This is a genomic window from Clostridium sp. AF34-13, assembly GCF_003477845.1.
In the GTDB taxonomy this organism is placed as follows: domain Bacteria; phylum Bacillota; class Clostridia; order Lachnospirales; family Lachnospiraceae; genus Butyribacter; species Butyribacter intestini.
Genome location: NZ_QUEB01000018.1, coordinates 1 through 25,663, shown reverse-complemented (window position 1 = coordinate 25,663; position 25,663 = coordinate 1). Strand labels below are relative to the sequence as shown.

Here is a 25,663-nt window from a genome sequence, read left to right as displayed (position 1 = left end):
TCTATAAACTATTCACAAATGCCAATAAATCATCTTTGTCTGCATCAGAATCAGATTCAGTTTCTTCTTTGAACAATTCCTTCTCTTTCAGATACTGGTCATATGGTTTATGCAACGACCTAGAATATCCTGAGAGGGTTGCCAATCTAAATTCATCGGCATCTGTCACTTCTTGCCAAAAAATATTTTCATCTTTACTATTCTTATATTCTCTCTCTTTAGAGTTAATTTCTTCGACCGTATTGATAATGTCTTCTTTTAAATCGTTAATCTTTTCTTCTGTTAGAGGTACTTGTACATAACAATCATGGATTTCGAATTTTTCTCTAACCTCATCTGGCAAGCAATCAATATTGTTGTTTAACACCATCTCATCAACATATTTATCAATATCATCTTCATATCCGAAATTTTTCAGCCACATTTTTGCCGTATTGATAAGACTTTCTCCTATAGAATTTCTTTCTATATATCTATCTTTTTTCTTACCATTTTTCTGTTCAATGGTAACTGTGACATATTTTAAGAAATTCCATTCGCATACAATATCTTCCAATGGAATATTTAATGCTTGTCTAATACCTTCAGCATAAATAACCAACTGACCACATTCAGCGTCAATTTTTGTACCTTGATAACGTGTAGATGTCTTCCAATCTACAATATGTACACGTTTTTTCGCATTGCCATTTTCATCTTTGTATGACTCGATATAAAGCATGTCAATATATCCTTGCATATAAATATCATCAGAAATTTTAATTGTAATAAAATGCTCAACTTTATGTGGAAAAGTAATCAGATTATGATTTTTAAAGAAATGTCTAATGCAATTTTCATATTTATTTGCTATTGCATCATTTTTATCAGAATCACTGCGATTGTATTTGAGTTCTGCACAATTCATTGTAAATAAGCTATCTTCATATAAATCTGGCATATCCTCATATTTAATTTTGTCAGTATATAGCTGCTCAATAATATCATGTACATTACCACCAGATACACAATAAATACTATTTGTTCTATCCTCTTTCTTGTGTAGGATGTATTTCAAAAAATATTCCCATCTATCTTGTTTGTAACAATGATACCTTGACCATGACCATAATGTATCAACACCAAACTTGTTACAAATTTCTGTTAATTCTTTACTTGTCTTTCTTGCCAATCTCTTAACTTTCTCCTTTCTGACTCATCATATAAAACACGATGCTTGAGAAGGAAGTTGTATACTTTATTTGGCATATCAGCAGGACTGTCTTTACTACCTTTTTTAATCAAATCCCAACGATCATATATGTAACTTACTTTTCTAATAGGATAAAATTTATCACATTCCTGTCTAATATGGTTTATATCAATTCCTTCATCTAAAGCCACTACAATTTCTACATTTAAACTAATCAGTATCCTAACTTGTTCTTCTGTAAGCTCACAATTTCCTATTGCAACAGCCGTACCATCTTTTCGTGAATACCTTTTAAGCACCGATTTCTGCGCTTCCAAAACGACTGCATAACCAGCCTCTTGAATTGTTTGATAATTCTCATTTAACCCATATACATTTATTCCTTTTGGATATGTTTTGGATAACTTAAAAAACTTAGGAATATCAAACATCTCATAGTTTGGTACAGTAGTTCTCCCACTGATACCTATATATTCATTGTCATCTCCATCCCATTTTCGTTCAGGAATAACAATTCGTTTTCTATCATATGAATATCCAATGTTAAATCTTTTACATGCAAAGGGCATAACGCCCTCACGAACCCAATCAATATATGGTAAATCAGTATATTCTTTCATACACGAATCATCATACACTGGAACATCTTTATCAATTGTGTATCTTTGGCGTTTCACCTTTTTGAAGATTGCTAATGGATCTTTCTTATTATCTTTGTTGTCACTCTTACTATATGAATATTTCAAACCTAAAATATTGTGGAGATATTTATTAGCTTTCCCAAAAGATATACCCTTTATTGTCATAACCAATGTAAAAATATCTCCACGCTTATTTTCTTCCGAACTTCTAATCGCCACTGATAATGTATCTTTCTTTACACATATAGCAGTTTTATTATTGCCTTGTGGCAAGGCGGCTCTCCATTCATGAAGATATTCGTGTAGTCCATGACATTTCAACGATAATAAAATCTGTTCTATACAATTATTCTCTATAATGTATTCTTTTAGTTCATCTGCATTAATACACGCTCACCGCCTCCATCACAAATTTAAAAATCAACTGGGACAGAAGTAAAACCAACTTCTTTAAGTATGTTTCTACTCATATCATGCTCACATACAATCTGTATACTACTTGCAGCACCCTCACGGTTTTTACAAATGAATATAAGCTGATAATGTTTGCCTTCGTCCAATTTGACAGGTATTTTTGATTTATTATTTTTCCCATCAAATCTATATACCTTTAAAGCATTTTTCTCACCTGTATACTCATCTTCAAATACATCTCTTAACATTAAACATGTACTCGCAGGATCGACAATACTTTTTGCCATACCAATATTATCTTGACTATAAAATCTTTGACGTGCTGAAGACTTTGCCAACTGGAATGTAATAGTTACATGAACTTCCAATCCACCCTCTTCTTTGCACTTCACAGTATCGTAAATATCAACCATATTCTGTTGCATATCTAACCACATCTTATCGGAACGACTGCCTGAATCGGCTTTATATGTATCAAGAATGAAATACTTAACACCAAGGTTTGCATATTTCTTTAGAACTTTTATGAATTTCTGAGTTTTGTATCTTTTGAATGGAACTATTATAAGCATGTTGTTCTCAGCTTTTTCAGTAATCCAATCTGCACACTTTCTTAACAAATCTTTAACTTCGCTAGAATATTTACCATCTCTAACAACGAATTTTTGCAAATCTTGTTTGTAAATATTATTCGCAGTCCACACCAACAACTCTCTCTGCCATTTCTTTTTTCCCTCTTCGTTGACACAAATAACAAGTCTTTCTTCATATTTTATTGTGCTTGGAATCAACATTGATCTTGTTAGTGTAGTTTTGCCCATATTAGATAGTCCACCAATCAATGTAATATTACCAGGTAACTGACCACCAGTTTCTTTATTAAGAATATCCATATTATTGTATGGAAGTCCAACTGCTGCGCCAGCATCTAATTCATCAATTAAATCATAAATGCCATCAGCCAATGAATATGACTGTACATCATCATCTGCATTGATGAAAATATGATTTAACATTGCTTCATATTCTTCATATATTTCATCTAAAGACATATCACAGAATTCATTGATACGATTATTTACAGGGAATCCATTTTTTAACATCTCCAAAACTGTTTTCCACTTGTATAGCTCTTTGACATACCCATCCATATTGTTGATGTTTACATACTCTTTGGCTTTATCAATCGTTTCATATCCACCATAATCCTCATATTCCTTTTTGAGTTTTTGATGCTTTTCAAGATATAAACCAACAGTCATATCATCCAATACTGATTTCTTTTCTACTACAATAATGTCATTTGCAATCTGCCAATAGACTCGCCATGTATTTTCACTAAAATCTTCAAGCTGCAATGTATAATCAAAAATTAATTCTGGTTGTTTATATAAAATAGCAACTATATTAGCTTCTGCTATTATCTTGTATTCTCGAATCTGTTTTGCACATTTTAATACTTCTTCCTGATAAGGAGTTAATTTTTTATTCTCTTTTTTCTCAGCCAATTAGTACCTCCTCAAAACAGTTTCTTCATTCTGTCACTTGTCTCTTTAGTCTTTTTTACATATCCAGCATTCTCATTACTCTGATTATTGAAGTCTTTAGATTCAACTCTCTCTTCAGTCTTTTTAACATTCTGTAATCTCAAATACACATCGTTGATTTCAGGTTCAATCATTTTCATAATAAGATTGATTTTATGTTTTTCATCTTTGATTTTCTTTTCATTCTCATGTAAATATGTAACAATTTTTCTCTTACACAACTTAAAAGTACATAAAATTGTGTAATCATCATAATTAGCTTTTGCTTCATGATTATTATTCGCTATATGTTCGCCACGTTTAATACCTTGTAACTTTAATGCGAGATACTGTGGAAATTTCATATTATCATCGTATTCAAGAATCTCTTTCTTTACATACTCACATAATTCAATCCACTGCTCGTTATCTTTCTTTTTTATATTTCTCATTTACCAAATCATCCTTTCTTAAAAACTCCAACAGGCAGATAACCTGTCGGAGCATAATTTTAATTAGGCTAACTGTAACTTGGCAAAATCAATTAATTCTGTAAGAGTATCTGGTGACTGCATTTCAAGATTCTTTAATGAAACATCCTTATCCTTCATCTGCTTGTTTACTTTGAGCAAAGCATCCTTATTATCCTTGAGTGACTTTAATACATCTTTAAACTCAGTCGCTAACTCTTCTGCTTTTTCAGCTTTGTCAACCATAGAATCTGTAGAAGTCTTTAAGTCATTCTTGTATGATGTCTCATTTGTCTCAAGATCATGCATTGACTCAAAATAATCCTTCCAAATATCATAAGATGGGTTCTCAATAATCTGTCCAACCTTAGTTACATTTGTTCTATCCTTCTTAACCTTTGCAAAATAACGAACATCCTCACCATTCTCTTCCTTATAGAACTCAAGGATTGTATCATAATCAAATTTAACTGACTTATGCATATCAGGCTTAATGCCAACTAACTTACGGTTATCTCCTGTTCCTTCATACACTTCTGTTGCCTGTGCAACTGACACAACATGCTTACCCTTTGCAGAGAGATCAATCTTAGCCTGCTGAAGCTTCATGTTAATAATCTTAATACGTCCCCACTGTCTCTGAGAAACTACTGTATCATCAACATCTCCACCTTTTCTACGTGTTTTCTTCTCTTCAACCTCTGTTGCTCCAACCTGCATAGTTGCATAAAACTTTGTCTCTGAGTCAATATCAAGTGTCTGAATTTCATCAGAATCAACTGCTTCATCAATATCATCCTCTAAATCATCAAGATCTGATGTATCATCTACTAAGATAAGATTATTGTATGTCTTACCATTCGCCAATGTAATATCCTTACCCTCGTAGTGTGCAATACCAGTCTCTGAGTCAATACATGCAACTTTAGGGAATGTAAGTGCGAACCATGACTTTCCAGAACCTTCATAACCATATGCTAAAAACTTTCCACCAATCTTTGCTTCTCTTGCTTTTCTAAATGCCAATTGTTTATCCTCCTAGAATTTAATTTTTTATAAAGTGCTCACCCTGTTTATAACAGGGCAAGTATATTTTTTAGTTCATACCTTCAAGCATTGCAAGAAGATCATCATCTTCTGATGAGCTGTCACTTTTTGTTTCAGAATCGCCATCATCACTTGGTTCTACACCAGCATCATTTAATGCCTGTTCGTAGAAATACAGGTCATCCTCATCATACTTACCATCTTCAAATGCTACAGTTGGTTTTCTATCATCACCATCACCAACATATGTAATATCAGGCTTAACAATAATCATTCTTCTCTCACGATTACCATTTCCTACGGCACACTTCTTTTCAGCCTCTTCCTCTGAATAAAGTCCCATTTCGATAAGTTCCTTAATGTCGTCAGGAATGTCATCTTCTGTGATATTTACTACTGAACCACCTTCAACTAAATTTCCTGTAACCGTAATTTCAGTAATCTTACCCTTCTTAGGCTTGAAGAATCTCTGAAGCATCTTTGCTGTAATTTCTGGATTCTCGTTGATAGCAACCTCAAATGTCTTAGGGAATGTAACATTCTTCTTAACCTCAACCTTTTCTCCATCAATCTTAGGCTTGCCAACATAATCAACAACATATGCAGAAAGCTCCATAGTCCCCTTGTCCTCATTTTTCTTTCCAATACTCTTAGAATCTACAAGGATTGTCTGTGAGAATGTAGCCTTGAAATCTGCTTCATCATCAACCTTTGAAAGAACAATAGATGTAATTTCCTTCTTTGTAGATACATTCCCTTCGTACTCGCTATAACCCATTGTTCCCTTTACGTTCACAATCATTCCGTCTTCAAGATGCTCATTGAGATATTCAACTGCGTCATAAGCTGTAAGGAACTTCTTATATACAGTCTTATCCTTAACATCCTTCTCAACACCAACTGTTAAGAAAGAAGAATCTGAAATACTGTCATATAAAGACTCATCAAGACGATCTTCCCATGCAATCTCTACTGACTTACTCTTTCCTGAATCATCCTTTTCATCCTTGCTATACGCACGAATGACATTATCCTTATCAGGGAAGAAACCACTTCGCATCTCTGCATAAACCACATTACCATTGCCACAATCAACACCAACATACATACTATTATCTGTCCAACCAGAATCATAACTGTTGTCAAGATTGAATGTCTTGTCTGTTACTTTTACACGTCCAATAAGATTAAATGCTGCCTTACCTTTCTTTAACGCTTTTCTTTCCTTTGTCTTTGCCAAATTACTTGTCCTCCTTAAAATTAAAAAATTTATGTAAATATTGTTAATAAAACAATCTATCTAAACGCCTAAATGGGCGGAACACAGAAGTTAATTTATGTAAACATCTATGTATAATCAGTGATTTTTGAGTATACAAACTCAAGGGTATGCTGTTCTTCCACCCATTCATATATCCTCTATTCAGTTTTGATTTTTTGGAATTTTTTTGACTTGATTAAGTCGGATCAACTATTCGATATGCTAATCTTTTATCTGTAAAGATTTCTTCTCCATTATCTTTTAATTTTGTGATATTACAAGACAAATGCATTTCATCATATTTCAGATTTGAAATTTTACAATTAGATTGGATGCTGTTACCTTTCATAACTTTTGATTTGAACAAAACTGCTTTACCATCATAATTCTTATGTGCTTTACAATATTCGTCCCAACTGTCTGCTTCGACTACTCTTGATTGATGATCTCGAATGAAATTATTTTCATCAATGATTAGATTTGTTTCAATTACTTCTATACATATCACCTCACTTGTATATTCTCTGTTACTATCGAAGAATGTGAATCATTCCTTCTCTTGTACCCATTAAAACAGGTTCTTCTCCATTGGCTTTCATCTTCCAATAAGCACTTTTACTTTTCTCCATCTCTAATTGATGTTTCAAGCTTTCAATTTCTTTCTCATAATAGTCATTATCGAACTTCTGAATGCCAATCTGTTTATAGTCTTTGGAAACATGTTTTACAGAATAATTGGATATGTAATCACTTGTACCATCTGAATACTGAATTGTTGGTTCAAAGAACCCACGTTTTTTACATTCATCGCAATGGCATATATCTGAAATGTATCCAATTCTTCCATCTCTATTTTCTACAAAATCTCCGATGTTAAATTTTATATCTGTTACATTATTCTCTTTTGGTATATGGACTTCTTCAAAGAAAAGATTTACACAATCAGAATATTGTGTTGACCTAATAAATCTATATCCCAAGCTTTCATATTCATTTATTATTTTATTTGCATCTGATAAGCTTGCTTTAACTGCAATCATTTTTCACCTCCTAACAACCAATGAAACAGTGATTTATTTATTTCAAACTTGAATAAACTGACTGTAATTCTTCAATGATAATCTTTTCAGGAAATGTAACGCATGTAACAATATCAAATGTCTGACATAAAATAACAATAATTCCTCCAACAATTACACATCCTGTTAAGATTCCAAGCAAAATAGTAGCCACATCATAACATGAATGCCAATCTTCCTTATACTTTCCATAACAATATTTTGTTTTTCCAATCGCATATTTTCCAACAAACAACAGACAGATACCAATTAATATCCACACAACACTTGTTGCAATTTCGTATGTAACATACTTACCACATAGTTGCTGTAAATATGGAAGTACATTTGCAGAAGTCCAGTCAATTGCAAGACCAAACTTTTCTGCAAGAGCGTCTAAAATTTTAATTACTTCTTCTGACATAAAATCCTCCTTTATATATTTATTCTCTATTCGATTTTCATTTTTATTGGGAATTGTGATTCGAATGAATCTTAAAGAATTTCAACAACAATACCAAAGATATTGCTTCTTGTAATTGTGCCATTGATATGTCCATGATTATTTGAAATCTGGTAACTGACACCATTTTTGATTGCTGAAATTTTATGTAAATAATAATTACCTTTAACCTTACAGAGTACAATATCATTCTTTTTTAACTCTGTATCTTCTGTCACAGGCTTACAAATTACTGGTTGACCTGGTTTAAGTATTGGTGTCATTGACTGACCAAATCCAACTACTTTACAAGTTTGACCATTTCTTAAATGTTCTGCCGTAATAGCGTTTTCTTTTCCTTCAAAATCGTATTCTATAATTTCTCACCTCCAACTATATATTCTCTATTTACTGCAACATTTCTGGATAAAAGTCATACAAATAATCACCAAAATCTCCACTTCTTTCTGAACCTGTTTGACTCTGCCAAAAATGTTTCCACTCTTTACCTCTCTCAGTCTGAACAAACTGTTCGTATTCAGGTCTTAAAGCTTCTCTATCTTTACAAATATCGCTCATTTTATAATCCTCCTCTTCAAGTTCTTCCAAGACTGCAATGCTCAAAGTTCCTGTATCACAATTTCTACCCATTCTTGTCTTAAATCCAAGTTCATTCAATTCTTTGTCTAATTTACATAGGTCATTTTCATCTGTACTGTAAATCTTACTACCTTTACAAATCTCGACAGCTCTTACATAATTTTTATCTTGCCAAGCCGAACTAATATATAACCATTGGTCTGTATCTATTTTAGATATTTTATTTCGTGGAAATACTGTGAATGGTTTAAGAACTTCTTCGATTTCATCTCTATGTTCTATATAATTATCTACTGGATCTCGTATTAAATTAAGACACGCCCTACGACCTCTTTTATATTCCATAATAATATTCTCCAATCTGCACCAAGAAATGTCAGTTTCATGTACTCTTATTTTACCAATTGCCATTAATACCAACATGACTAGGAAGTACAGTTGTAATTGTTGAGTAATTTCCTGCAATATCGTTATTCATCATATGATATAACTTCAAATAATCATTTACAGATAATTTCTTAATCTTAGCATACAAACTATCCATATTCTTCCACGTTTCGTCATGCTGCTTAACCGTAACTTTCATACTTGAAATCTGTTCCATGAGTTTCTGCCTTTCTTCTTTACGGCTTGCAATCTCTTTATCTTTCTGAACACAAAATTCAGCAAGTTTCTGTTCTTTGTAATTATTCAAATATTCATCTGCTGGATTAACTTCTTCTACTTTTGCTTCGTCATTCTTAATTTCTTCATTCATTGATATATTCTCCTTGTTTATTTATTCTCTGTTCTTAGAATCCCATTTAACAAAATCTTCTAAATCATATTCACCAGATTCTTCTTCCTTAATTTCAGGAACAAATACATTATAATTACCTTCGTTACGATCATGTTCAATTATCTGTCGCAGCATCTCATACATATTTATAATTCCTAACTGATATGCTCTCTTTTCGCCATCAGTCATTCCATCGCAAACTTCATTATTCTTACTCTCTAAAAGATCCTTATACTTTTCTAAGCTTTCTACGATTAATAAAAATTCTTCGTTCATTTATATATTCTCCTTTCATTCCAAAGAAATCGAAAATTCTTACGATTTTTTATTCTTCAAATGAAGCAGTTGCACGAATGTTGAGCCTTCTATTATAAAAATATCCTTCTACTTCTCTTCGAACAACATCATCAACTGCTTTGGCTAAAGCTCTATCGACTCTATCCATAATCATTTGTTCAAAATCAACACCCTTGATTTTACTTTCAATCGCTTGAATTACTTTATCATCCATATCTTTCAATACCAGTTCTTTAAGTTCCTCTTTACTTAAACCAGCTTCACATAACATTTGTCTTGCTTCCTGTCTTAAAGCAATTTCTTCTATTCTCACTTTTTCACCTCCACATGAAACCGATACTTCCTACTTATTTATGCTCTTCACTCGGAATGCAGATGTCAAAATCCCCATTCTCATTCATATGATAAGGAAACGCATTAGCTGGAATTGTAACCTTATATGCTTCCATCATACATTCATACATTACAAGAAACTTTCCTTTTGAAAAACATGGCTTAACACGAAATCCGTTTTCACCTGCTACTTGAATATCAAATGGAATCTTTTTAAAATGTTTATCATCATACAATACTGCTACTCTAATTGAATTTAAGATAATGTTTTTCTGCTCAAAATCGTAGTAATCTTCAAAGATTTTCATAAACTGTACTTTGCATAATTCTTTACCAGTCATATATTTATTCTCCTTTCAAATTTCCGCAAGAAACGAATCTTTCCTGTCAATTTATTCTCTTATTGGCTCAACTCTATATCGTTTATTCCAATCTTCTCTCTTCTTTAGCAATGGAATCCAAGGGCAGTGTAAGTTTTCAGATTCAGTTCCTATTAAGTCATCTTGATCAAAACCAAGATATTCTCTATGACCACAGTTAGGACAAGCTACTTCATATTCAGGAACTTTATATTTAAAACTACAATAGTTAGGAAATACCATTCGAATATTCCAATCATCCTTTGATTCAACTTCATATACACAGTTGCAGCATCTACACACAAACTGAATATTTTTGCCAAAATAATTACCTGCTATAATTTTCATAATGCGCACTCTTGTTTATTTTCTCAATCCATCTAACACTCTCATCAAAACGTGTCTTGTAAGATTTTTAACATCACCACTATATAATCCACACTCAATGTCACAAGTACGCAAAACTTCATCAAGAGTTTTGTTTCTTTCTTCACTCAACAACCTTTTACAATTCTCATATTGAATATCATTTGTTTCATGAGCATTTCTAAGATTACTTTCCAAACAACGAATAACTTCAATTAGCCCATCTTTCGTCATAGATTTTAATGTGCTGTCTGAATAAGTTTTTCTTCCATCACCTATTGACATTTATTTGTCCTTCTTTGCAGAAACTCTATTGCTTGACTTCTTAATATTCTCTATTAATCGGATGTTGTCGTTAATCATAAGTGCTAATGCCTGATCCTCTGTAAATCCAGCATTTACATATGCATCATATGTATTCTTCTTAATCTTTGCACAAATAGCAGGATACTCAGTGTTCTCAGAATAATCTTTCATAATTACCATAAGCTCCTTCAAAACATCATATACAGGCTCTTTGTACTTTGTAATGTAACTCTTTACTACCTCTCCTAAATTCTCAGGGTTCTCCATTAATAATCTTAAAATTGTCTCCATAATTTTATTCTCCTTATATTTATATTTTATTTTTTGTGAAAGCCTTGAAACTTTCGATTCAATGGATTTTTTAGCTTTCCTATAATTCATCTTCATTACTATTAACATTATTCCATGCATCTAGCACAGTTAATAATCTCCTACCTTTATCTGTAAGCCAACAACCACCAATGCTACCACCGTGTTCAGTAAATCCTTTATAATCAAGAACATACATCATAAACTGTAATAATCCTGATTGAAGTGAATCGTTATCATCAATATGTAAATCTTCTTTGTATCTTTGCACAACACCATCATATCCAAGTTTGTCCATACACCAATCTTCTCTAATATGTAAATATTTTCTAATTGCTGAATATGTAAATTCTGGATTTCCACATCCACATAAGTTCAATTCTTCGTACATGTAATAACCCATTAACGGATCAATCAAATATTCTTCATACCAATCTTCTCGACAACCTTTAACAACATTATTGTTGTAATACATACAGCAATCTTGGTTATGTTCAACTATAAATTCTGCAATTTCACTTAGTCTCATATATTTATTCTCCATTAAAGCCATTCGATTTCATTACAATACAATGCACATAAAGGATAAATATGTTCTAAAAATATTTGTCTATCAATATTTCGAGATACTTTTATTTTATAAAACCTGTATCCTCTTTGCGAAAAATCAAAATAACTAAAATAACACCATCTCTCACCGTTATTAAATACAACTTCGTCTTTTCTTCGGATTTTAATTTTGTCTAAATTATCATTTACAAATTTGTTCCAGTCTTCTTCTGTAGAAAAGAATCCGCAAACGACAACCTGATTACTACATGGATATTTCCTGCCTTCTTGTTTACTGATTTGTTCAGATATTATCATCATTTCTTTTTCTGTCATCTTTATATATCACCTCCAAATGAAAGAAAAATTTCCTTTTATTTTTTATCCAAATAAACTATATTATCTACATTATAATGAAATCCACCTATCTCTCCATTAAACCTACCTTTGACATACCACGCATAAGGACTAATACCTTCATTCATTTTCTCTGCAAGTTCATCGGCTTTTCTTTGATACTCATCAGCTTCATTCTGTATAGACAATTTTTGAGAATCCCATATAAGATTTGGAATTGTATCTACACATTTTCTATACATTTCAGACTCTTTTATATATTCTCTTATCACTTTTGCCATTTGGGGAATATTGTCTTTTAATATCGGCTCATTGCTAAGTTCATACGGATATAGGATTAAAACTCTTTTGTCCATATATTCCGTAGATATTAATTCCTGCACATAAAACTCTGGTTCTTCTATCAAATGATCACCTCTCAGTCTTTGAGGTTCTAAAAGCCTTATTTTTCAAGGCTTTCGTGACCTCTAATTATTTATTCTCTGTTTTGCAACATCAAAATACTTTTCGTCAAGTTCAATTCCAATAAACTTACGTTTATTATTCATACATGCTACACCTGTCGTTCCACTTCCCATACAAAAATCAAGTACAACATCGCCCTCATTTGAGAATGTTTTTACAAGATAATCCATTAAAAGCAATGGTTTTTGTGTTTCGTGAACTCTAATATCAATATCTGGACTATATGTTTTGGATTTGGCTGCTGTGATAGGACATTTATATGCTACTACGCTGATTGGATTTCTTGTACCATCATCAGGCTTTCGATTGCGTTTCATATTCCCATAGACATTATTTGTTTCACCATAAATACTCATTGTTTTTCTCTGTGTTAAAAACTCTTTTTCTTTAACTTCCCATTTCTGAGGATTGTATGTATATTTACCATTCTTAGCAAAGACAATGATATTTTCGTGTACTTTCAAATGTTTCTGTTTATATTGCATACCACTCGCAGATTTATTTTTAAGCCAGATTATCTCTTCTCTAAAATTGTTAATATTGGAATTTATTAATTTTGAAGTAAATGGTTGGCTAGAAAATAGAACGATTGGCGAATCATCGTATGTGATTTTATAAAGTAAGTCCCACATCTTATCAAATGGGATTACTTCATCCCAAGAACAAGCTGTTGTTCCGTATGGAATATCACATATGACTGAATTTATTTTTACACCGTTATCAATTAATTCCTGTAGTTTTACAAGACAATCTCCTTGCCATAATTCAATATTTTGCATTTATCTATTCAGAAAGTGACATGTCCTTAGTAGCTACCTAACTTTTCCTTTCTGATTTTCTATAGTAATTGGGATTCCCATAGCCGAATGGCTTAGATATATTTAACTGTTACATAACATTATTCTCTCTTAAAACAAATCACATCCTGATTGTTTAAAACTTTCGACTTGTTTATTCCATTTTTCTTCATCCATGTTATACATTTTCATAAGACACTTCTTACAGTAAAATTTACTGATATTTCTTCCATGATATTTTAAATTCATACCAATAACATCCTTTGCTTTGATTCGCTTCAATTTACCAGATTGAGACTTGCATCCATTATCACAATATTTGTTAAAATACTGTGCAGCAATTTTCTCATCCAAATTGCTATACTTAGCATATTCTTTAATAACCTCTTTTGTTGGTTCATCTCTAAACACACCACCATTCCAAGCTTGATTGATATATTCATCTACTGTGCAATTCATAACTAACCATTTTGAATTGTCTATAAAGTCTTCTTTTAAAATATTCTCCCAACGATTTCTCATTGTTGGATACCAATATTTATCAAGAATCCACGTTGATTTGGTGTAGTAAGGGCACGATACGGCACAGCCAACCCTTGAATATCCCTTTTTATACTTTGAATTTATTTCAATATTTTTCCATATTGTATATAACCAGACATCTATTTCGTCCCATTTTCTTATTGGTAGTATTCCCTGCCAACATGTATTTCCCCATTCAGCTTCGTTTACCCATTCATCTTGATATCCGCTTCTAGTATTAGATTCTTCGTTTCGCATACCCATCCACATTAAATATGGTTTGTTATGGTCTAAACGCCTAACCATTTCACCTACTTTGAAGATTCTACAACAACCACGAGAAATTCTATTAAATATAATATTTTGTTCTTTAATATATTGGTAAAATCCCTTCTCAGGATTCATAATCTCACAGTTAGGAAAAGTCTTAACCATTCTGTATGTATCAGCACAGTCAAGCGATGTATTATTAAATATTGCTTTGGTTGGATATAATTTTCTGACTAGATGACAGGTAAGCATTGAATCCTTACCCATAGATACTGGAATTATTGAAGTATATGTATTAAACTTCTCCATCTTTTCTTTGATTAGTTCTAATGAATCAGCTTCAAGCTGCGTTAGATGTTCTTTCTGTAATTCGATTAAATCTTGCCAACTTGCTAAATCCACATCTGATATATTGTCATAGGATTTCAATTTGGTACAATCCAATCTTTCATTGGAAAATTTTGGTCAAATAACAACATAAATGGTAGTTGCAAATACCATAAAATCAAAGAAAGGTAAAGATAATCCTAGGTAAAAGGTTATGTACATAACACTCAGGTATATGAGTGAACCCAATTTATAACGAGTATCTTACGTTCTTGCGAGATACGACCAAACAGCCATTAGAAGATCTGAAAGAAGGATACTTTTGGCTAGATAAATCCATTATTAAAGGATTTGATAAGCAAGGAAATGAACATAAATTCTATCGAGTAAAGATTGAAAATTCGCTTGAAAGATTGGATTCTTGTGTTTTTAACCTTTAATGCTTAAACAAAATGACTAATATCCAATTTTTTTACTTTGTAAATTGCTTTTAAATGAAATAAATATGATGGATTCATGCTCAGAAAATCTTTTACTTCATCTTCTGTATTAAAATCATATTTTACATTGTCCCAACTATCAGTATCATCAGATTCTCCTAACCAATTATATCTATATCCAATTACAATATAATTCTTATAATTATCCATAATTCCACCTCCAATGTATTATTCTCCAAACTCACAAATGTCACATGTTGAAAAATACTTATCATGGTCTATACAGCATTGTGGTCTGTTATCGTGTTCATTGATTTCAGTAGCATTTTTAACAGTTCCTTTATCAAGAACTTCATTAAAAAATTCTATGACTTCTTCTTCGCCATTAAATGCATACTTCTCGTTCCAATATCTAATATGCTTTTCTAAGAACTTAATCAAATTTTTACTGAAGATGTCAGTTGGATATTCATATGTAATTTCCTACACATTACCGTTTAATGTCTGTTTTACATTCATTTGTGAAGTAGAGAAGCCAAAAAATTCAAACTCGACTTCTAATACACCCATCTCTTCTGTTTTAAAACGAGTAGACAGATTATAATTTATCCAGTCGTAATCATTTAATGTGAGATATGTATTGGTTCTATCGTCTTCAATTTCATTACTAAAAATCAAATCTTCGCTTTTAATCTTCTTTAAATTCATTTGTATTTGTCCTTTCGTAAATCGGATAATATGTTACTTTCTTGTGAAGTCACCTCCCCCAACTAATTGCAATATTTCTCAATACCTTGTGTCATAATATCTTTTAATTCATCTTCTTCATATGTAGAGCCAAACTGTGACCAACTACAACTACATTCTGTATCATTGTGTACTAACGCAAGTTTAAATACACTGCCACCATAATTCCTATATGCATCTAATTTAATAGCATTAATATGAGGAATTTCTAAATACCAATTATGTTCTTTGTATTCAAACTGAATATTAGTAGCTTGACCAAAATTAAAATCAATGAATTTAACATTATTCATATACTCAATATCAAGAAGCTTTTTAATATAATCAATATACCAGTCGTACATTTCCTTTTCTTTATACTTCTTTCTCTTATCAAGTTTGTTCCCATCAGCATCCTGATTCTTTGATAACATATTTAACCATTCTCTACACGTTTTAATTGTAGATGTCTGATCGAGTAACATATACTGAATATTTTCTTTATAAGTGCGAAATGCCTGTTGTTCAATAAGGTCATATTCGTTCTTCATATCATCCAATGCCTGCTTCTTTGCAGACAATCTTCTTTCTACTCGTGCAAATTTATTTAATGAACCCATTTCATATTCGCCATTATAGTTGTATGTGTCATTTTTATATGCCAAAGACATTAATCGTTCACCTCTTTTATCTTTCCTAATTATAAAAATCATTGATTTTATTCTTGCTTTAATATTCTCTACTTGATGGTCAATTTCATGTTGCTTCCATGATTTCTCCAATTACCTTCTTGCTTTTCCTCTTTGATTAGTGGAAACTTCAAATCAACCTTTCTAACAATATCTGTCAACTTTTTATTGCCTTTTAAAACTGAAATAGAATGGCTTCTTCGATATGTATCAATTTTCAAAGCTCTTTCTAAAATTTTTTCATCTGATTCATAATCACTATTATATACATAAGCAAAACAGTACCCTTCTTTTATATCAGTATTACCATAATCAAAATCTTCGAAAATTACTTTTTTCTTACCAAGATATAAATACATTTCCCCTTGAGTTGATTTGTAAATTCCACCCACTTCTAATTTACTTAACGGAATTGTTTTTAAATTTGCTTTTCGCTCTCGATCTTCTGCTTCTTTCTGAAGGAGTATATTTATTTTATCTCTAATTTCCAACTCCTTTTTCGTTGGATTTTCGATCAGATATGTATTGCTTGTACAACTTTTATTAATATATTCTTCTCTATATCCTAAATAAACAACTGAGCTACCTTGAAAAACTCCAATATGCATTCCTGGTGAATTTCTACCTATTGCCATTCCAATACACATATCACCATCTTTAATCTCTCTACCTAAAATGTCTTTCAAATTTTCACCTCCATATTATAACCAAGAAACCTGAATTTACTTTTAAATTTATTCTCCCAACTTCCTTCCACACCAAGGACAATACGAAATATATTCTTGCTGATGAACAAAACCGTCGTCATATTCGTCCCATTCTGATGTTTCTATATCCAAATAATATTCATTTGTCAGTGGATCAACATATATCTGATTGTCGGGTGAGTCATAATTACAACGGTTACACATATTTATTCTCCTAAACATCTTCTACATAAACAGTAATACAACTTCCAATCTCACCACTCACTTTTGGGAATACCATTGTAATACTATCTATGTAATATTCTTCTCCGTCTGTATCAATGATATCGTTTGTGTTGATTATTAGCGGAATTTCATTCTTTCTCATGTAATCTAGTGTCTTAAAAACTTCTGATATATTCTCTACTTCTGTGTATCCAAGAAGTTTATAATCATCATATCTGTCACTAAAACCAACAATTCTTATCTGCAAGTTTTATACCTCCTTATATTTAATTATTCTCTCTTTTATTTGGAAATTGTGAGCAGAAACGCTCTTAGATAAAATCCAAAAGAAATGCTTCATTCCTGTATTTCGTATAAAGCTTTCTGAAACTGTTTTCTAAATTTCTTACAAGCCGATTCATTTTGACTATCTGTTAATACTCCATGTATATAACAATACTGAATTGAATGTAATAACTCTTGTAACCTCTCAGCGTCTTTACCGAGAGTACACCCTTGTTTATTCACATACTTTTCCAAATTATCAAATAATGGATCAAAATTACTCATATCTACAACCTTGCTCATAATTTTATTCTCCTATCTAATCCATGATACTCTATAACTAATTCTTCATCCTTAATGATACATGTTTCTTTAATTATCCAATCTGCATATTTATTATCTTGCAGTAGCTGTTGATATAAATTTATCCAACCCTGTGCAGAAACCTTGTATCTCCACTTATAATTTATCCATTTTTGATTATTAAATGGTTTGAGTGTAGCCAATTCTATACATTTGCGACATTTCTTATAAAGGTTAATTGCGTACCAGTCTGACCATTTTTTGTTATAAGAATTTATATAAGCCTCAGTCGGATCATATCTACTTCTCATATCAGTAAGAGTTCTGTCATACAACTCAGTTTTTGCATTATATAAACAATGGATAAGAAAGTAGATATCTTCATAATCGTTTGCAAACTCCCACTCTCCAATGTTTAAATCAAAATACATTATTCTCACCTACTTTCATAACCAAAAGAAACGTGGTTTTCAATAGCTTTTTCAACCTCTAAAAGCCTTGATTTTAGGGCATTTCAGAGATTGCTTTAAGTCGATAATAGAGATTACTTACAAATCCTTCTATCTCATTATGAATATTTGCCGTATCATCTTTCATATACTCAACATATAAGTAAGATAATGTATCTTCTTTATCTAATAAGAACTCTTCAAATTTGTCTGATATAATATTCTCTGAAAAATAGTTAATAATTTCTTCTTTAATGCAATACTCATATGAATATTGTTTTAATAGTTTCTCACTTGATAAGTCAGAATTGGTGACTAAATCACCAATCCAACTATTCATCTCTTCATTTAATCTTTGCGTTAGTTTATCCATTTTAGTTTACTTTCACCTGTATAACCCTTTTCAAACTCGTACCACGCATAAGCGACCGCACTACCACCACCTGCTCTCATTTCATCAAAAAGAGCGTTCTTCGCACATAAGATACGACTGCTTGAAACATAAACACATTTTGGTGGGTACTTTTTAAATAATTCCTTACGAGCTTTTCCTTCAAGAAACTGAACTTTAAGAAACATAAATACTCTGCAACCATCAGGAATTAATGTCATTGCATGTTCAATAAATTCTTTTGCATATTTGTATGGGGGATTTGTTAAGATATCGCCATTCCAAGGCTGATTATATGTAAGAAAATCAATTCCACCTTCACCATAACCTCTATCGATCAGGTCAGTGGATCGAACTTCACAACCGAAGCTCTTTAATCTTTCAGATAAATGTCCTTCGCCACAAGAACATTCCCAGATAGGTTTGTCAAATGTGACATTACCATCTTTCAATAAAACATCAATTGCAATAGGATCTGTCGCATAATAATCTTCATTCTGTCTTTCCTTATCAGTATGATTACTTGCACCTAAAGTCTTAAAAATACTATTCTTATTGCCTGTCCAATCTTTTTCTGTATTATTACTCAATTTTTGTTCACCATTAGTAGCTGCGCAGCTTTACTCACATGTGAACTTTTATCCTTTCCTTAATTGTAATTACATTGATATATTCTCTTTTTGTCTCAAATATTGTATAGTTTTCGTGACAAGCCAAGAAACCAAAATTTCTTCTTGTTTTATTCTTTACCTACTTGTTATTTTAATATGGATTGACTTTAATGATTTCTTTTCCAACCTTTTCAGCATACTTAACACAATTTGCAGTACCACCTTTTGTACCATCCCAAACTGCAATTATTTTGTCTGCCAAATCAACCATATATTCATTTCTTTTCTGCATTAGCCAAGGCTTATATTCTTCTTCAGATACTAGTTTTACTATATCTGCTTTAGAAAGAATTTCGTTATACTGGTCAACACTTTCCTTGATCCATTTACAAGAATGATTCTTACAAGGAATAGCACAATGTAATTTAATATCATAACCTTCGTCTTTGAGTTCTAATACTGCCAATGCAAATACTGTATCAACTCCAAGAGCCATTCCTGTAATAGCTTCTGTACAATTATTCTCTTTTAGAATTGATTTAAACTGTTTTTTTAAGTTCTGCCAACGTAGATCAGATAAGTTGTAACCATATAATTTACTTGGTCTGTGACCTGTTACACATATTTTCATATTTTGCCCTTTCACGGTTGGATTCACTCCTCAACCTCAATACTTTTTAAGCTGCCAAGAATGTTCATTGATTGTAGATACAACTTTTTTGTTACAATTTTAATGGCTTCTTCTAGCACTTCATCGTATGTTATGTATCTCAAATCAATTCTGGTTCTATCATTATCTCTATATATCTTAGGAAGAAAGTATAGATAAGCATAATCAACACCTACAAGCTGTGTAGTTAATTGAGCTACCAATTCTTCTCCAATATAGAAATCATATTCACCATATATCCATCTATTTTTTACTCTGTGCTTTCTTACTTCCATAATCCTTCCTAATGAAATATCGCTTTCAATTTAACACTATATATAGTGGTTATCCATCTCTATATGCTACTATATATAGCACATATTTTTAGAAATTTGGATGAAATGATGGCATAAGCTGAAGCTTGAATAAATTCTTCTCATGCATTGAATCAATCTTCGCTTTTACATCCTCCTCATCAATTTCTCCTGTTCTGATATATCTATCAAGAGTGTCATAAGTGAATCCAAGGTTATCCTCGTCAGTCTTTCCACAAAGACCGTCAGTAGGTGTCTTATCTACTAACTCTGATGGAAGCACTAATTCACGACCAATAGCCTTAACTTCCGAAACTGTAAGCTGTGATAACGGACTAAAATCACCTGCTGCATCTCCATATCTGGTCGCATAACCTACCCAATCCTCTGAAAGATTGCACGTATTAGCAACACGACCATTGATTGTCTGAGATACTGCATAAAGTGTAGCCATTCTGATACGAGCTGGAAGATTTGTAGATGTCTGTTTTGACCAATGATCTCCTAACTGTGGCTTAATCTCATGCTTTAATGTACGAACTGTATTACCAATATTAACAACACAACTATCAATTCCAAGATGTTCAACAAGCATATGAGAATAACTAATGTCTGACTGTTCTCCCTGTGGCATAAGTACACCAAACACTCTATCCTTTCCAAGAGCTTCTACGCACAGAGCAGCTACAACACTTGAGTCCTTACCGCCTGAAATCCCAACTACTGCATTACAATCCTTGCCATTCTTCTCAAACCAATCTCTGATCCACTGTACTACTTCATTCTTTACTGTCTTTGCGTCAAAATTACTCATGCTTTATCTCTCCTTTTTCAATCTTTTCAATCAATGTAAGTAATTCATTGTACACCTGAATTAAACCGCCTCTGTCATCAATATAAACATTTGCATATATTTTTCTACCAGCAAAAGCTACAGATGCGTCACAATTGATACCTCTATACTTGATATTGTTGTCCTTTAGATACTGCTCAATCATTCCGTATTTATCTTCACCATTCCCAGTAAAAATAATTATCTCTGAATAATTCTCCCATCTTTGTAAAAGATTAATGACATTCTCATATGTCCTACCCTTCTTATGGAAGTCATAAATCGTATCATCGAAATCTACACAAAAAATAAGCTTGCCATATTTCTTAAATTCTTCCTCTAATCTATTGTAGGAATTATTGGCTTGAAGATAAAAATCCATATTACTTTCCTCCATACATTCTGTTCCTAATATCCTCAAATGTATCCTCTCTTACTAATTCTCCATTCTTGAATACAGTTGTAAGCAAACTATCTTCGTTCATATCGAGTAACTGATCCTGACACTTCAGTTCGCCATCTTCCCCATATACCTTACAACATCCCTTATGAGATTTCTTTAAATGACTTGTATCAGTCTTCGGATCTTTGAAAATCATAAGCTTCTTACCATCAATAACTCCATAAGTAGCTTTCATTGCAATTCCAAAAGTATCTCTTGTAACAACAATCATCTTTCCATTTTCGACAATAGCTGTGAAACAAAATGCACCTACACCATAAGCAATGTTATTGGCTGCAAATCCACGCTTTTCTAACTCTCTCCAAATAGTCTCTACATTAGAAAGAGTACATCCATCTCCATAGATAATGCCAATATGAGGATCTAACACCTTATAACCCTTACCGTTGATAGAACCGCCAAAAATATCCCATAATCTTTCTACTGTCTTGACTGAAATCTCTACAATATCACCACTATCAGGACGAACAAGTAACTTGCCATTATGATTCATAATTTCTTCCTTGCACTGTGGAAGAATATTGTTTACCATATTCCAATAATCATAAGTATCTGAAACCATACTGAATGAAGTATTTGGATATAATTCTGTAAGCAATCTCTTAACAAATGTAATCTCATCACCATCAATTGAGTAATTTGCTCCAATTACGGAATGTTCTGTTGATACTGCACCAATTCCAATACCATTATTCTTACAATCAGCATTGTAATATTTATCAATATATGTAATGGCAGGAATAGTTGAAGTCTTATTGAAAGATAATAACCATGAAGCAGAACATCTTGTAGCTTCGTCCATACAAGACATACCTCTCATACCAAAATCGGCACAAGCCATATTGCCAGGTGAACCGTCTGTTGTTTTGTTATACCAATAATCTGCAATCTCACGATACATATGACCAATAGTTGCGTGACAGCAAGGCTTCCATAATTCAACCTGAAGGATACACTCAATCCACTGAACAAGCCATGCAAATTTGTCATCTGTATTGGTAATTTCAATACAAGGAACTCCCATTGGTACAAGTGTTCCCTCTGGTAAAGCTCTAATTTCAAGTGGCAGATAACCAAGTCTGTGAAGTTCTACAATCTTCTCTAAGTCGTAATTATCTCTGCCAATCTGCACATCCATTGAATCTGTATAAAGAGATAACATCTCATTCTCTGATAATTCAAAGAAATTCTTCTGGAAATATCCCATTAGATATTCCTTAATAAAAGCCTGTAATCCGAAGAAAACCATATGATTCTGATTTTCCAACATTGATTTACGAGGCACCCAATATGAGACTAACTTAGTTAATCCCTTTGGGTACATACGATCATGACACTGCTTATAAGTATCACTAAGTAATAAAGCCATTGTGTTATCCATAATTTTAAACCTCCATAACTGTAATCTTTTCATGCTTGCCAGTAAAAATACTGTTTGTTGTGAATAATGCTCTCACTGTATTATTCTCCAAAGACTTAATCAACGTACCCTTTTCTTTATCAAGAATTGAATTTTCTGTATGTGTTGCATAAGCATAAATCTCATTTACACCACTCTTCTTTAATTCTTCTGCGCTATAATAAAGAGAACCGCCATATGCAATAATGTCGTCAATCATCAATACTGCCTTATTTGTTAGGTCAATACCATTTGTTCTAATGTCTAATCCAAGGATTTTGCCAGTCTTCCAATCTCTTTTCTTTTCACCATAACAATATGGTAACTCAGGGAATAAATCTGAATATCTCTTAGCTGCACCTGCGTCTGGGAAATAAAGTACAAGATTTCTCATGCCAATCTTTGAAATAGCTTTATCAACATACTCTTTTGGTTTTTCTTTTACACAATTATTGAGTAATGCAGTAGAAACATCGCTATGAGCATCTAAAACATAAACTGATGAAAATCCTAACCAATTGATAAAATCGCAAAAATACTTCAATGTGAATACTTCATCATCATTTTTTACTCTATCCATTCGTGCATTAGGAATATATGGAAGATATAAATAATAATCCACATTAGTAAAAAATCTTTCAAGATGTTTCCTTACTAACATCAGATAAAACATCTCATCGTTACTCTCATAAATCCATTCAATCCAAATGCAAGGAGAGCCATCATAAGTGTCTTCCTCAATGTTGTTTGTATCAATATTTACTCTTGGTGTTCCATCTGGGAACTTGTTGATTGCTACAATTTCACCATTAATTTTAATCATATTCTATTCTCCAATCACGTTAATCTGACACATCTTCATTGTCTCTAATGCAGCCTTATGAGTCTCAGGTGTTACACCTGCACAACAACTTGCATCTACTATAATATCTGCATTAGGGTATGTTGCCTTTAAGATTAAAGCATTTGACACTACACAGATGTCTGTACAAAGACCAACAAGTTCTATCTCGTCTTCAAAGATTAAATCACTCCAATGTGTCCATCCAAATGTAGGCTTATCAACATAGTGACAATTCTCTACTTCTAATCCGTCTGCAATTTCCCAACCTTGAGTACCATAAATACAATGTTCTACCGGAAGCTTCTTTCCTTCTGGTGTATTGAGATAATTTGTATCATGTGTGTCTCTAGTGAAGATGATTTTATCTCCACGATCCTGATACTCGTTGATTTTCTTTGCCACATTAGGTACGATATTCTGTGCTTCCTTTGTACCAAGTGAGCCATCAATAAAATCATTCTGCATATCTACTACAATTAGTGTTTTACTCATAATATTCCTTTCTTTCTTTACTATATATTGTCTTTTACAATTCATTCAACCACTATATGTAGCTTCAAACTTGCCATGAAATGTCGGTTTCAATACTTGCTTACTTATTCTCTTAACCACTTCTTAAAATTGCTATATGTGCCAAATTTTTCTTTCCAATTCGCCACTATTTCAGTAGGGTTAAGATTGAATTTCTTACATACATAAGTGATATATTCATTCTCATATAATTTCTTTCGTCTCTTATTCAACCTCTTTACTTCTGCAAATACATCATCTCTTGGTATGCCATATTCTTTTAATAAATAAGCACTTAAATCATATTCAGAGTATTCAATAAACTGACAAATAGGACACACGCACTCTGGAACTTCATAATACCCATTCTCACTACAGAAATTATTAAATAAATCATCATCTTCCATAACAAGTAATTCATCTTCTGAATAATCTCTACAGCCTTTAATCTTTGAATCCCATACTTCCTTATTCCATTCATTTTCAAGAATCATCTTAATGAGATTCTTCTTTGATGGTTTATCTAACGCTTCATCACAACAAAAAGTATGTCCATTTACACATTCCATCATTTCTGCTTCAGATAGTTCCATATCCCATCCGCTTTCAGTGCGACCACAAATCTCACAAACATAACTTGAGCTGCTACTATTTGTAACAAAATCTTTTCTAAATTTCATTATTCAACCTCCAATATAACAAAATTTTCTTCATCCTTTGCCAGTTCTCGAATCATATTTGAACAATATGTATCGCTATAACCTACCGATTTATTCAAGATATTGAACCCTTTTCCAATATATTCAACTGCTTTGTTATACTCATCTGCTAAATATTCTTCATCTTCAATAATCTTCTCTACTGTGTTATATTCTCCCCATCCATAGTCTTCTATGAAGTTTTTATCATATTCCTCTTTTGTTCTTGAAACTGTTCCTTCAGTTGTTTCATTATCACCCTCTGTAAACAGTACTTTTTCAATTAAATTTCCGTAGTTTTTTAAAAATGGATACTTCTTTAATGTCTCATCGTCAATTTCTGGAAGAGACTTATACGCAATAACAAAGCTACTACTACTTGAATTTGTTACATAATCACTTCGTATCTTCATAAAATACCTCCTAGTATAATAATGATGTAGTCAAACAAGACTACTTGGTT

At 32.2% G+C, this 25,663-nt stretch carries 42 protein-coding genes; all 42 read right to left on the bottom strand.

Translation table 11 applies throughout. The annotated features are described in order from the left end of the window. Window position 1 precedes the first annotated feature (1 nt). Complete coding sequence (locus DWZ63_RS13615) at window positions 2-1,171, bottom strand: PD-(D/E)XK nuclease family protein (RefSeq protein WP_118500165.1); 1,170 nt, start codon at window positions 1,169-1,171, stop codon at window positions 2-4. Next, on the bottom strand, window positions 1,144-2,106 hold the full coding sequence (locus DWZ63_RS13610) for a DNA primase (RefSeq protein WP_243020635.1): 963 nt from the start codon (window positions 2,104-2,106) through the stop codon (window positions 1,144-1,146). Before DWZ63_RS13610 ends, DWZ63_RS13615 begins: the two co-directional genes overlap by 28 nt. A gap of 140 nt (window positions 2,107-2,246) precedes the next feature. Next, window positions 2,247-3,755: a replicative DNA helicase gene (locus tag DWZ63_RS13605; RefSeq protein ID WP_118500164.1), complete on the bottom strand. Its 1,509-nt coding sequence runs from the start codon at window positions 3,753-3,755 to the stop codon at window positions 2,247-2,249. Window positions 3,756-3,766: 11 nt separating this feature from the next. Beyond that, on the bottom strand, window positions 3,767-4,225 hold the full coding sequence (locus DWZ63_RS13600; RefSeq protein ID WP_118500163.1) for a hypothetical protein: 459 nt from the start codon (window positions 4,223-4,225) through the stop codon (window positions 3,767-3,769). 63 nt (window positions 4,226-4,288) lie between these two features. Beyond that, window positions 4,289-5,269, bottom strand: coding sequence for an AAA family ATPase (locus DWZ63_RS13595; RefSeq protein ID WP_118500162.1), 981 nt, complete (start codon window positions 5,267-5,269; stop codon window positions 4,289-4,291). Window positions 5,270-5,339: 70 nt separating this feature from the next. Then, window positions 5,340-6,530: a hypothetical protein gene (locus tag DWZ63_RS13590; protein WP_118500161.1), complete on the bottom strand. Its 1,191-nt coding sequence runs from the start codon at window positions 6,528-6,530 to the stop codon at window positions 5,340-5,342. A 551-nt stretch (window positions 6,531-7,081) separates the two neighbouring features. Beyond that, entirely contained in the window at window positions 7,082-7,591 is a 510-nt protein-coding gene (locus tag DWZ63_RS13580) for a hypothetical protein (RefSeq protein ID WP_118500160.1), read from the bottom strand. 37 nt (window positions 7,592-7,628) lie between these two features. Continuing rightward, window positions 7,629-8,033, bottom strand: a complete 405-nt coding sequence (locus DWZ63_RS13575; protein WP_118500159.1) for a hypothetical protein — start codon at window positions 8,031-8,033, stop codon at window positions 7,629-7,631. 71 nt (window positions 8,034-8,104) lie between these two features. Further along, on the bottom strand, window positions 8,105-8,395 hold the full coding sequence (locus tag DWZ63_RS13570) for a S24 family peptidase (protein WP_270467181.1): 291 nt from the start codon (window positions 8,393-8,395) through the stop codon (window positions 8,105-8,107). Between the two features lie 64 nt (window positions 8,396-8,459). Further along, window positions 8,460-8,996, bottom strand: a complete 537-nt coding sequence (locus DWZ63_RS13565) for a hypothetical protein (protein WP_118500157.1) — start codon at window positions 8,994-8,996, stop codon at window positions 8,460-8,462. 52 nt (window positions 8,997-9,048) lie between these two features. Then, window positions 9,049-9,408 (bottom strand): hypothetical protein, encoded by a 360-nt coding sequence (locus DWZ63_RS13560; RefSeq protein WP_118500156.1) that lies wholly within the window; start codon window positions 9,406-9,408, stop codon window positions 9,049-9,051. A 21-nt stretch (window positions 9,409-9,429) separates the two neighbouring features. Next, on the bottom strand, window positions 9,430-9,705 hold the full coding sequence (locus tag DWZ63_RS13555; RefSeq protein WP_118500155.1) for a hypothetical protein: 276 nt from the start codon (window positions 9,703-9,705) through the stop codon (window positions 9,430-9,432). Window positions 9,706-9,754: 49 nt separating this feature from the next. Further along, on the bottom strand, window positions 9,755-10,039 hold the full coding sequence (locus DWZ63_RS13550; protein WP_118500154.1) for a hypothetical protein: 285 nt from the start codon (window positions 10,037-10,039) through the stop codon (window positions 9,755-9,757). A 34-nt stretch (window positions 10,040-10,073) separates the two neighbouring features. Further along, the gene (locus tag DWZ63_RS13545) at window positions 10,074-10,400 is read right to left on the bottom strand and encodes a hypothetical protein (RefSeq protein WP_118500153.1); all 327 of its coding nucleotides are present in this window, start codon (window positions 10,398-10,400) and stop codon (window positions 10,074-10,076) included. Window positions 10,401-10,451: 51 nt separating this feature from the next. Next, the gene (locus tag DWZ63_RS13540) at window positions 10,452-10,766 is read right to left on the bottom strand and encodes a hypothetical protein (RefSeq protein ID WP_118500152.1); all 315 of its coding nucleotides are present in this window, start codon (window positions 10,764-10,766) and stop codon (window positions 10,452-10,454) included. Window positions 10,767-10,781: 15 nt separating this feature from the next. Beyond that, complete coding sequence (locus tag DWZ63_RS13535) at window positions 10,782-11,069, bottom strand: hypothetical protein (RefSeq protein WP_118500151.1); 288 nt, start codon at window positions 11,067-11,069, stop codon at window positions 10,782-10,784. Then, window positions 11,070-11,381: a hypothetical protein gene (locus tag DWZ63_RS13530; protein WP_118500198.1), complete on the bottom strand. Its 312-nt coding sequence runs from the start codon at window positions 11,379-11,381 to the stop codon at window positions 11,070-11,072. It abuts the gene before it with no gap. Window positions 11,382-11,460: 79 nt separating this feature from the next. Next, on the bottom strand, window positions 11,461-11,928 hold the full coding sequence (locus DWZ63_RS13525) for a hypothetical protein (RefSeq protein WP_118500150.1): 468 nt from the start codon (window positions 11,926-11,928) through the stop codon (window positions 11,461-11,463). Between the two features lie 14 nt (window positions 11,929-11,942). After that, a complete protein-coding gene (locus DWZ63_RS13520; protein WP_118500149.1) occupies window positions 11,943-12,284 on the bottom strand; it encodes a hypothetical protein in 342 nt (113 codons plus the stop codon). 38 nt (window positions 12,285-12,322) lie between these two features. Continuing rightward, window positions 12,323-12,712, bottom strand: a complete 390-nt coding sequence (locus DWZ63_RS13515; protein ID WP_118500148.1) for a hypothetical protein — start codon at window positions 12,710-12,712, stop codon at window positions 12,323-12,325. A gap of 60 nt (window positions 12,713-12,772) precedes the next feature. Further along, window positions 12,773-13,549: a site-specific DNA-methyltransferase gene (locus tag DWZ63_RS13510; RefSeq protein ID WP_118500147.1), complete on the bottom strand. Its 777-nt coding sequence runs from the start codon at window positions 13,547-13,549 to the stop codon at window positions 12,773-12,775. A 129-nt stretch (window positions 13,550-13,678) separates the two neighbouring features. Further along, complete coding sequence (locus tag DWZ63_RS13505) at window positions 13,679-14,761, bottom strand: phosphoadenosine phosphosulfate reductase family protein (protein ID WP_147353239.1); 1,083 nt, start codon at window positions 14,759-14,761, stop codon at window positions 13,679-13,681. Between the two features lie 368 nt (window positions 14,762-15,129). Beyond that, a complete protein-coding gene (locus DWZ63_RS13500; protein ID WP_118500145.1) occupies window positions 15,130-15,336 on the bottom strand; it encodes a hypothetical protein in 207 nt (68 codons plus the stop codon). Between the two features lie 18 nt (window positions 15,337-15,354). Continuing rightward, the gene (locus DWZ63_RS13495; protein ID WP_118500144.1) at window positions 15,355-15,567 is read right to left on the bottom strand and encodes a hypothetical protein; all 213 of its coding nucleotides are present in this window, start codon (window positions 15,565-15,567) and stop codon (window positions 15,355-15,357) included. Window positions 15,568-15,609: 42 nt separating this feature from the next. Continuing rightward, on the bottom strand, window positions 15,610-15,804 hold the full coding sequence (locus DWZ63_RS13490) for a hypothetical protein (protein ID WP_147353238.1): 195 nt from the start codon (window positions 15,802-15,804) through the stop codon (window positions 15,610-15,612). A gap of 92 nt (window positions 15,805-15,896) precedes the next feature. Continuing rightward, window positions 15,897-16,523, bottom strand: a complete 627-nt coding sequence (locus DWZ63_RS13485) for a hypothetical protein (protein ID WP_118500142.1) — start codon at window positions 16,521-16,523, stop codon at window positions 15,897-15,899. Between the two features lie 68 nt (window positions 16,524-16,591). Then, window positions 16,592-17,227, bottom strand: a complete 636-nt coding sequence (locus DWZ63_RS13480; protein WP_118500141.1) for a hypothetical protein — start codon at window positions 17,225-17,227, stop codon at window positions 16,592-16,594. Window positions 17,228-17,275: 48 nt separating this feature from the next. Continuing rightward, window positions 17,276-17,452 carry a hypothetical protein gene (locus tag DWZ63_RS15810; RefSeq protein ID WP_182431532.1) on the bottom strand — a complete coding sequence of 59 codons (177 nt, stop codon included), beginning with the start codon at window positions 17,450-17,452 and terminating at the stop codon, window positions 17,276-17,278. A 10-nt stretch (window positions 17,453-17,462) separates the two neighbouring features. Further along, on the bottom strand, window positions 17,463-17,720 hold the full coding sequence (locus tag DWZ63_RS13475; protein WP_118500140.1) for a hypothetical protein: 258 nt from the start codon (window positions 17,718-17,720) through the stop codon (window positions 17,463-17,465). Between the two features lie 89 nt (window positions 17,721-17,809). Continuing rightward, window positions 17,810-18,040 (bottom strand): hypothetical protein, encoded by a 231-nt coding sequence (locus tag DWZ63_RS13470; protein ID WP_118500139.1) that lies wholly within the window; start codon window positions 18,038-18,040, stop codon window positions 17,810-17,812. Beyond that, window positions 18,037-18,471 (bottom strand): hypothetical protein, encoded by a 435-nt coding sequence (locus DWZ63_RS13465; RefSeq protein WP_118500138.1) that lies wholly within the window; start codon window positions 18,469-18,471, stop codon window positions 18,037-18,039. Before DWZ63_RS13465 ends, DWZ63_RS13470 begins: the two co-directional genes overlap by 4 nt. Before the next feature lie 73 nt (window positions 18,472-18,544). Next, window positions 18,545-18,862, bottom strand: a complete 318-nt coding sequence (locus DWZ63_RS13460) for a DUF3848 domain-containing protein (RefSeq protein WP_118500137.1) — start codon at window positions 18,860-18,862, stop codon at window positions 18,545-18,547. Next, window positions 18,850-19,470 (bottom strand): NAD(P)-dependent oxidoreductase, encoded by a 621-nt coding sequence (locus tag DWZ63_RS13455; protein ID WP_118500136.1) that lies wholly within the window; start codon window positions 19,468-19,470, stop codon window positions 18,850-18,852. The genes DWZ63_RS13460 and DWZ63_RS13455 overlap by 13 nt, the downstream gene beginning before the upstream one ends. Before the next feature lie 172 nt (window positions 19,471-19,642). Next, window positions 19,643-20,137 carry an SLOG family protein gene (locus tag DWZ63_RS13450; RefSeq protein WP_243020633.1) on the bottom strand — a complete coding sequence of 165 codons (495 nt, stop codon included), beginning with the start codon at window positions 20,135-20,137 and terminating at the stop codon, window positions 19,643-19,645. Window positions 20,138-20,145: 8 nt separating this feature from the next. After that, a complete protein-coding gene (locus DWZ63_RS13445) occupies window positions 20,146-20,436 on the bottom strand; it encodes a hypothetical protein (protein ID WP_118500135.1) in 291 nt (96 codons plus the stop codon). A gap of 88 nt (window positions 20,437-20,524) precedes the next feature. Next, the gene (gene nadE / locus DWZ63_RS13440) at window positions 20,525-21,268 is read right to left on the bottom strand and encodes an NAD(+) synthase (RefSeq protein WP_118500134.1); all 744 of its coding nucleotides are present in this window, start codon (window positions 21,266-21,268) and stop codon (window positions 20,525-20,527) included. Continuing rightward, a complete protein-coding gene (locus tag DWZ63_RS13435; protein WP_147353237.1) occupies window positions 21,261-21,707 on the bottom strand; it encodes a hypothetical protein in 447 nt (148 codons plus the stop codon). The genes nadE and DWZ63_RS13435 overlap by 8 nt, the downstream gene beginning before the upstream one ends. After that, window positions 21,670-23,130, bottom strand: coding sequence for a nicotinate phosphoribosyltransferase (locus DWZ63_RS13430; protein ID WP_182431531.1), 1,461 nt, complete (start codon window positions 23,128-23,130; stop codon window positions 21,670-21,672). Before DWZ63_RS13430 ends, DWZ63_RS13435 begins: the two co-directional genes overlap by 38 nt. Window positions 23,131-23,134: 4 nt before the next feature. Next, the gene (locus DWZ63_RS13425; protein ID WP_118500131.1) at window positions 23,135-23,971 is read right to left on the bottom strand and encodes a ribose-phosphate pyrophosphokinase; all 837 of its coding nucleotides are present in this window, start codon (window positions 23,969-23,971) and stop codon (window positions 23,135-23,137) included. A gap of 3 nt (window positions 23,972-23,974) precedes the next feature. Further along, on the bottom strand, window positions 23,975-24,484 hold the full coding sequence (locus DWZ63_RS13420) for an isochorismatase family cysteine hydrolase (RefSeq protein WP_118500196.1): 510 nt from the start codon (window positions 24,482-24,484) through the stop codon (window positions 23,975-23,977). A 104-nt stretch (window positions 24,485-24,588) separates the two neighbouring features. Beyond that, on the bottom strand, window positions 24,589-25,182 hold the full coding sequence (locus tag DWZ63_RS13415; protein ID WP_118500130.1) for a hypothetical protein: 594 nt from the start codon (window positions 25,180-25,182) through the stop codon (window positions 24,589-24,591). Beyond that, window positions 25,182-25,613 carry a hypothetical protein gene (locus DWZ63_RS13410; protein WP_118500129.1) on the bottom strand — a complete coding sequence of 144 codons (432 nt, stop codon included), beginning with the start codon at window positions 25,611-25,613 and terminating at the stop codon, window positions 25,182-25,184. The genes DWZ63_RS13415 and DWZ63_RS13410 overlap by 1 nt, the downstream gene beginning before the upstream one ends. Window positions 25,614-25,663: the final 50 nt, after the last annotated feature.

Coding starts and splice junctions, on each gene's coding strand:
- DWZ63_RS13600 (WP_118500163.1), bottom strand. CDS start 4,225: ATGAGAAATATAAAAAAGAAAGATAACGAGCAGTGGATTGAATTATGT.
- DWZ63_RS13580 (WP_118500160.1), bottom strand. CDS start 7,591: ATGATTGCAGTTAAAGCAAGCTTATCAGATGCAAATAAAATAATAAAT.
- DWZ63_RS13575 (WP_118500159.1), bottom strand. CDS start 8,033: ATGTCAGAAGAAGTAATTAAAATTTTAGACGCTCTTGCAGAAAAGTTT.
- DWZ63_RS13565 (WP_118500157.1), bottom strand. CDS start 8,996: ATGGAATATAAAAGAGGTCGTAGGGCGTGTCTTAATTTAATACGAGAT.
- DWZ63_RS13560 (WP_118500156.1), bottom strand. CDS start 9,408: ATGAATGAAGAAATTAAGAATGACGAAGCAAAAGTAGAAGAAGTTAAT.
- DWZ63_RS13555 (WP_118500155.1), bottom strand. CDS start 9,705: ATGAACGAAGAATTTTTATTAATCGTAGAAAGCTTAGAAAAGTATAAG.
- DWZ63_RS13545 (WP_118500153.1), bottom strand. CDS start 10,400: ATGACTGGTAAAGAATTATGCAAAGTACAGTTTATGAAAATCTTTGAA.
- DWZ63_RS13540 (WP_118500152.1), bottom strand. CDS start 10,766: ATGAAAATTATAGCAGGTAATTATTTTGGCAAAAATATTCAGTTTGTG.
- DWZ63_RS13535 (WP_118500151.1), bottom strand. CDS start 11,069: ATGTCAATAGGTGATGGAAGAAAAACTTATTCAGACAGCACATTAAAA.
- DWZ63_RS13530 (WP_118500198.1), bottom strand. CDS start 11,381: ATGGAGACAATTTTAAGATTATTAATGGAGAACCCTGAGAATTTAGGA.
- DWZ63_RS13525 (WP_118500150.1), bottom strand. CDS start 11,928: ATGAGACTAAGTGAAATTGCAGAATTTATAGTTGAACATAACCAAGAT.
- DWZ63_RS13520 (WP_118500149.1), bottom strand. CDS start 12,284: ATGACAGAAAAAGAAATGATGATAATATCTGAACAAATCAGTAAACAA.
- DWZ63_RS13510 (WP_118500147.1), bottom strand. CDS start 13,549: ATGCAAAATATTGAATTATGGCAAGGAGATTGTCTTGTAAAACTACAG.
- DWZ63_RS13500 (WP_118500145.1), bottom strand. CDS start 15,336: ATGGATAATTATAAGAATTATATTGTAATTGGATATAGATATAATTGG.
- DWZ63_RS13485 (WP_118500142.1), bottom strand. CDS start 16,523: ATGTCTTTGGCATATAAAAATGACACATACAACTATAATGGCGAATAT.
- DWZ63_RS15810 (WP_182431532.1), bottom strand. CDS start 17,452: ATGTGTAACCGTTGTAATTATGACTCACCCGACAATCAGATATATGTT.
- DWZ63_RS13470 (WP_118500139.1), bottom strand. CDS start 18,040: ATGAGCAAGGTTGTAGATATGAGTAATTTTGATCCATTATTTGATAAT.
- DWZ63_RS13465 (WP_118500138.1), bottom strand. CDS start 18,471: ATGTATTTTGATTTAAACATTGGAGAGTGGGAGTTTGCAAACGATTAT.
- DWZ63_RS13460 (WP_118500137.1), bottom strand. CDS start 18,862: ATGGATAAACTAACGCAAAGATTAAATGAAGAGATGAATAGTTGGATT.
- DWZ63_RS13445 (WP_118500135.1), bottom strand. CDS start 20,436: ATGGAAGTAAGAAAGCACAGAGTAAAAAATAGATGGATATATGGTGAA.
- nadE (WP_118500134.1), bottom strand. CDS start 21,268: ATGAGTAATTTTGACGCAAAGACAGTAAAGAATGAAGTAGTACAGTGG.
- DWZ63_RS13430 (WP_182431531.1), bottom strand. CDS start 23,130: ATGGATAACACAATGGCTTTATTACTTAGTGATACTTATAAGCAGTGT.
- DWZ63_RS13425 (WP_118500131.1), bottom strand. CDS start 23,971: ATGATTAAAATTAATGGTGAAATTGTAGCAATCAACAAGTTCCCAGAT.
- DWZ63_RS13420 (WP_118500196.1), bottom strand. CDS start 24,484: ATGAGTAAAACACTAATTGTAGTAGATATGCAGAATGATTTTATTGAT.
- DWZ63_RS13415 (WP_118500130.1), bottom strand. CDS start 25,182: ATGAAATTTAGAAAAGATTTTGTTACAAATAGTAGCAGCTCAAGTTAT.
- DWZ63_RS13410 (WP_118500129.1), bottom strand. CDS start 25,613: ATGAAGATACGAAGTGATTATGTAACAAATTCAAGTAGTAGTAGCTTT.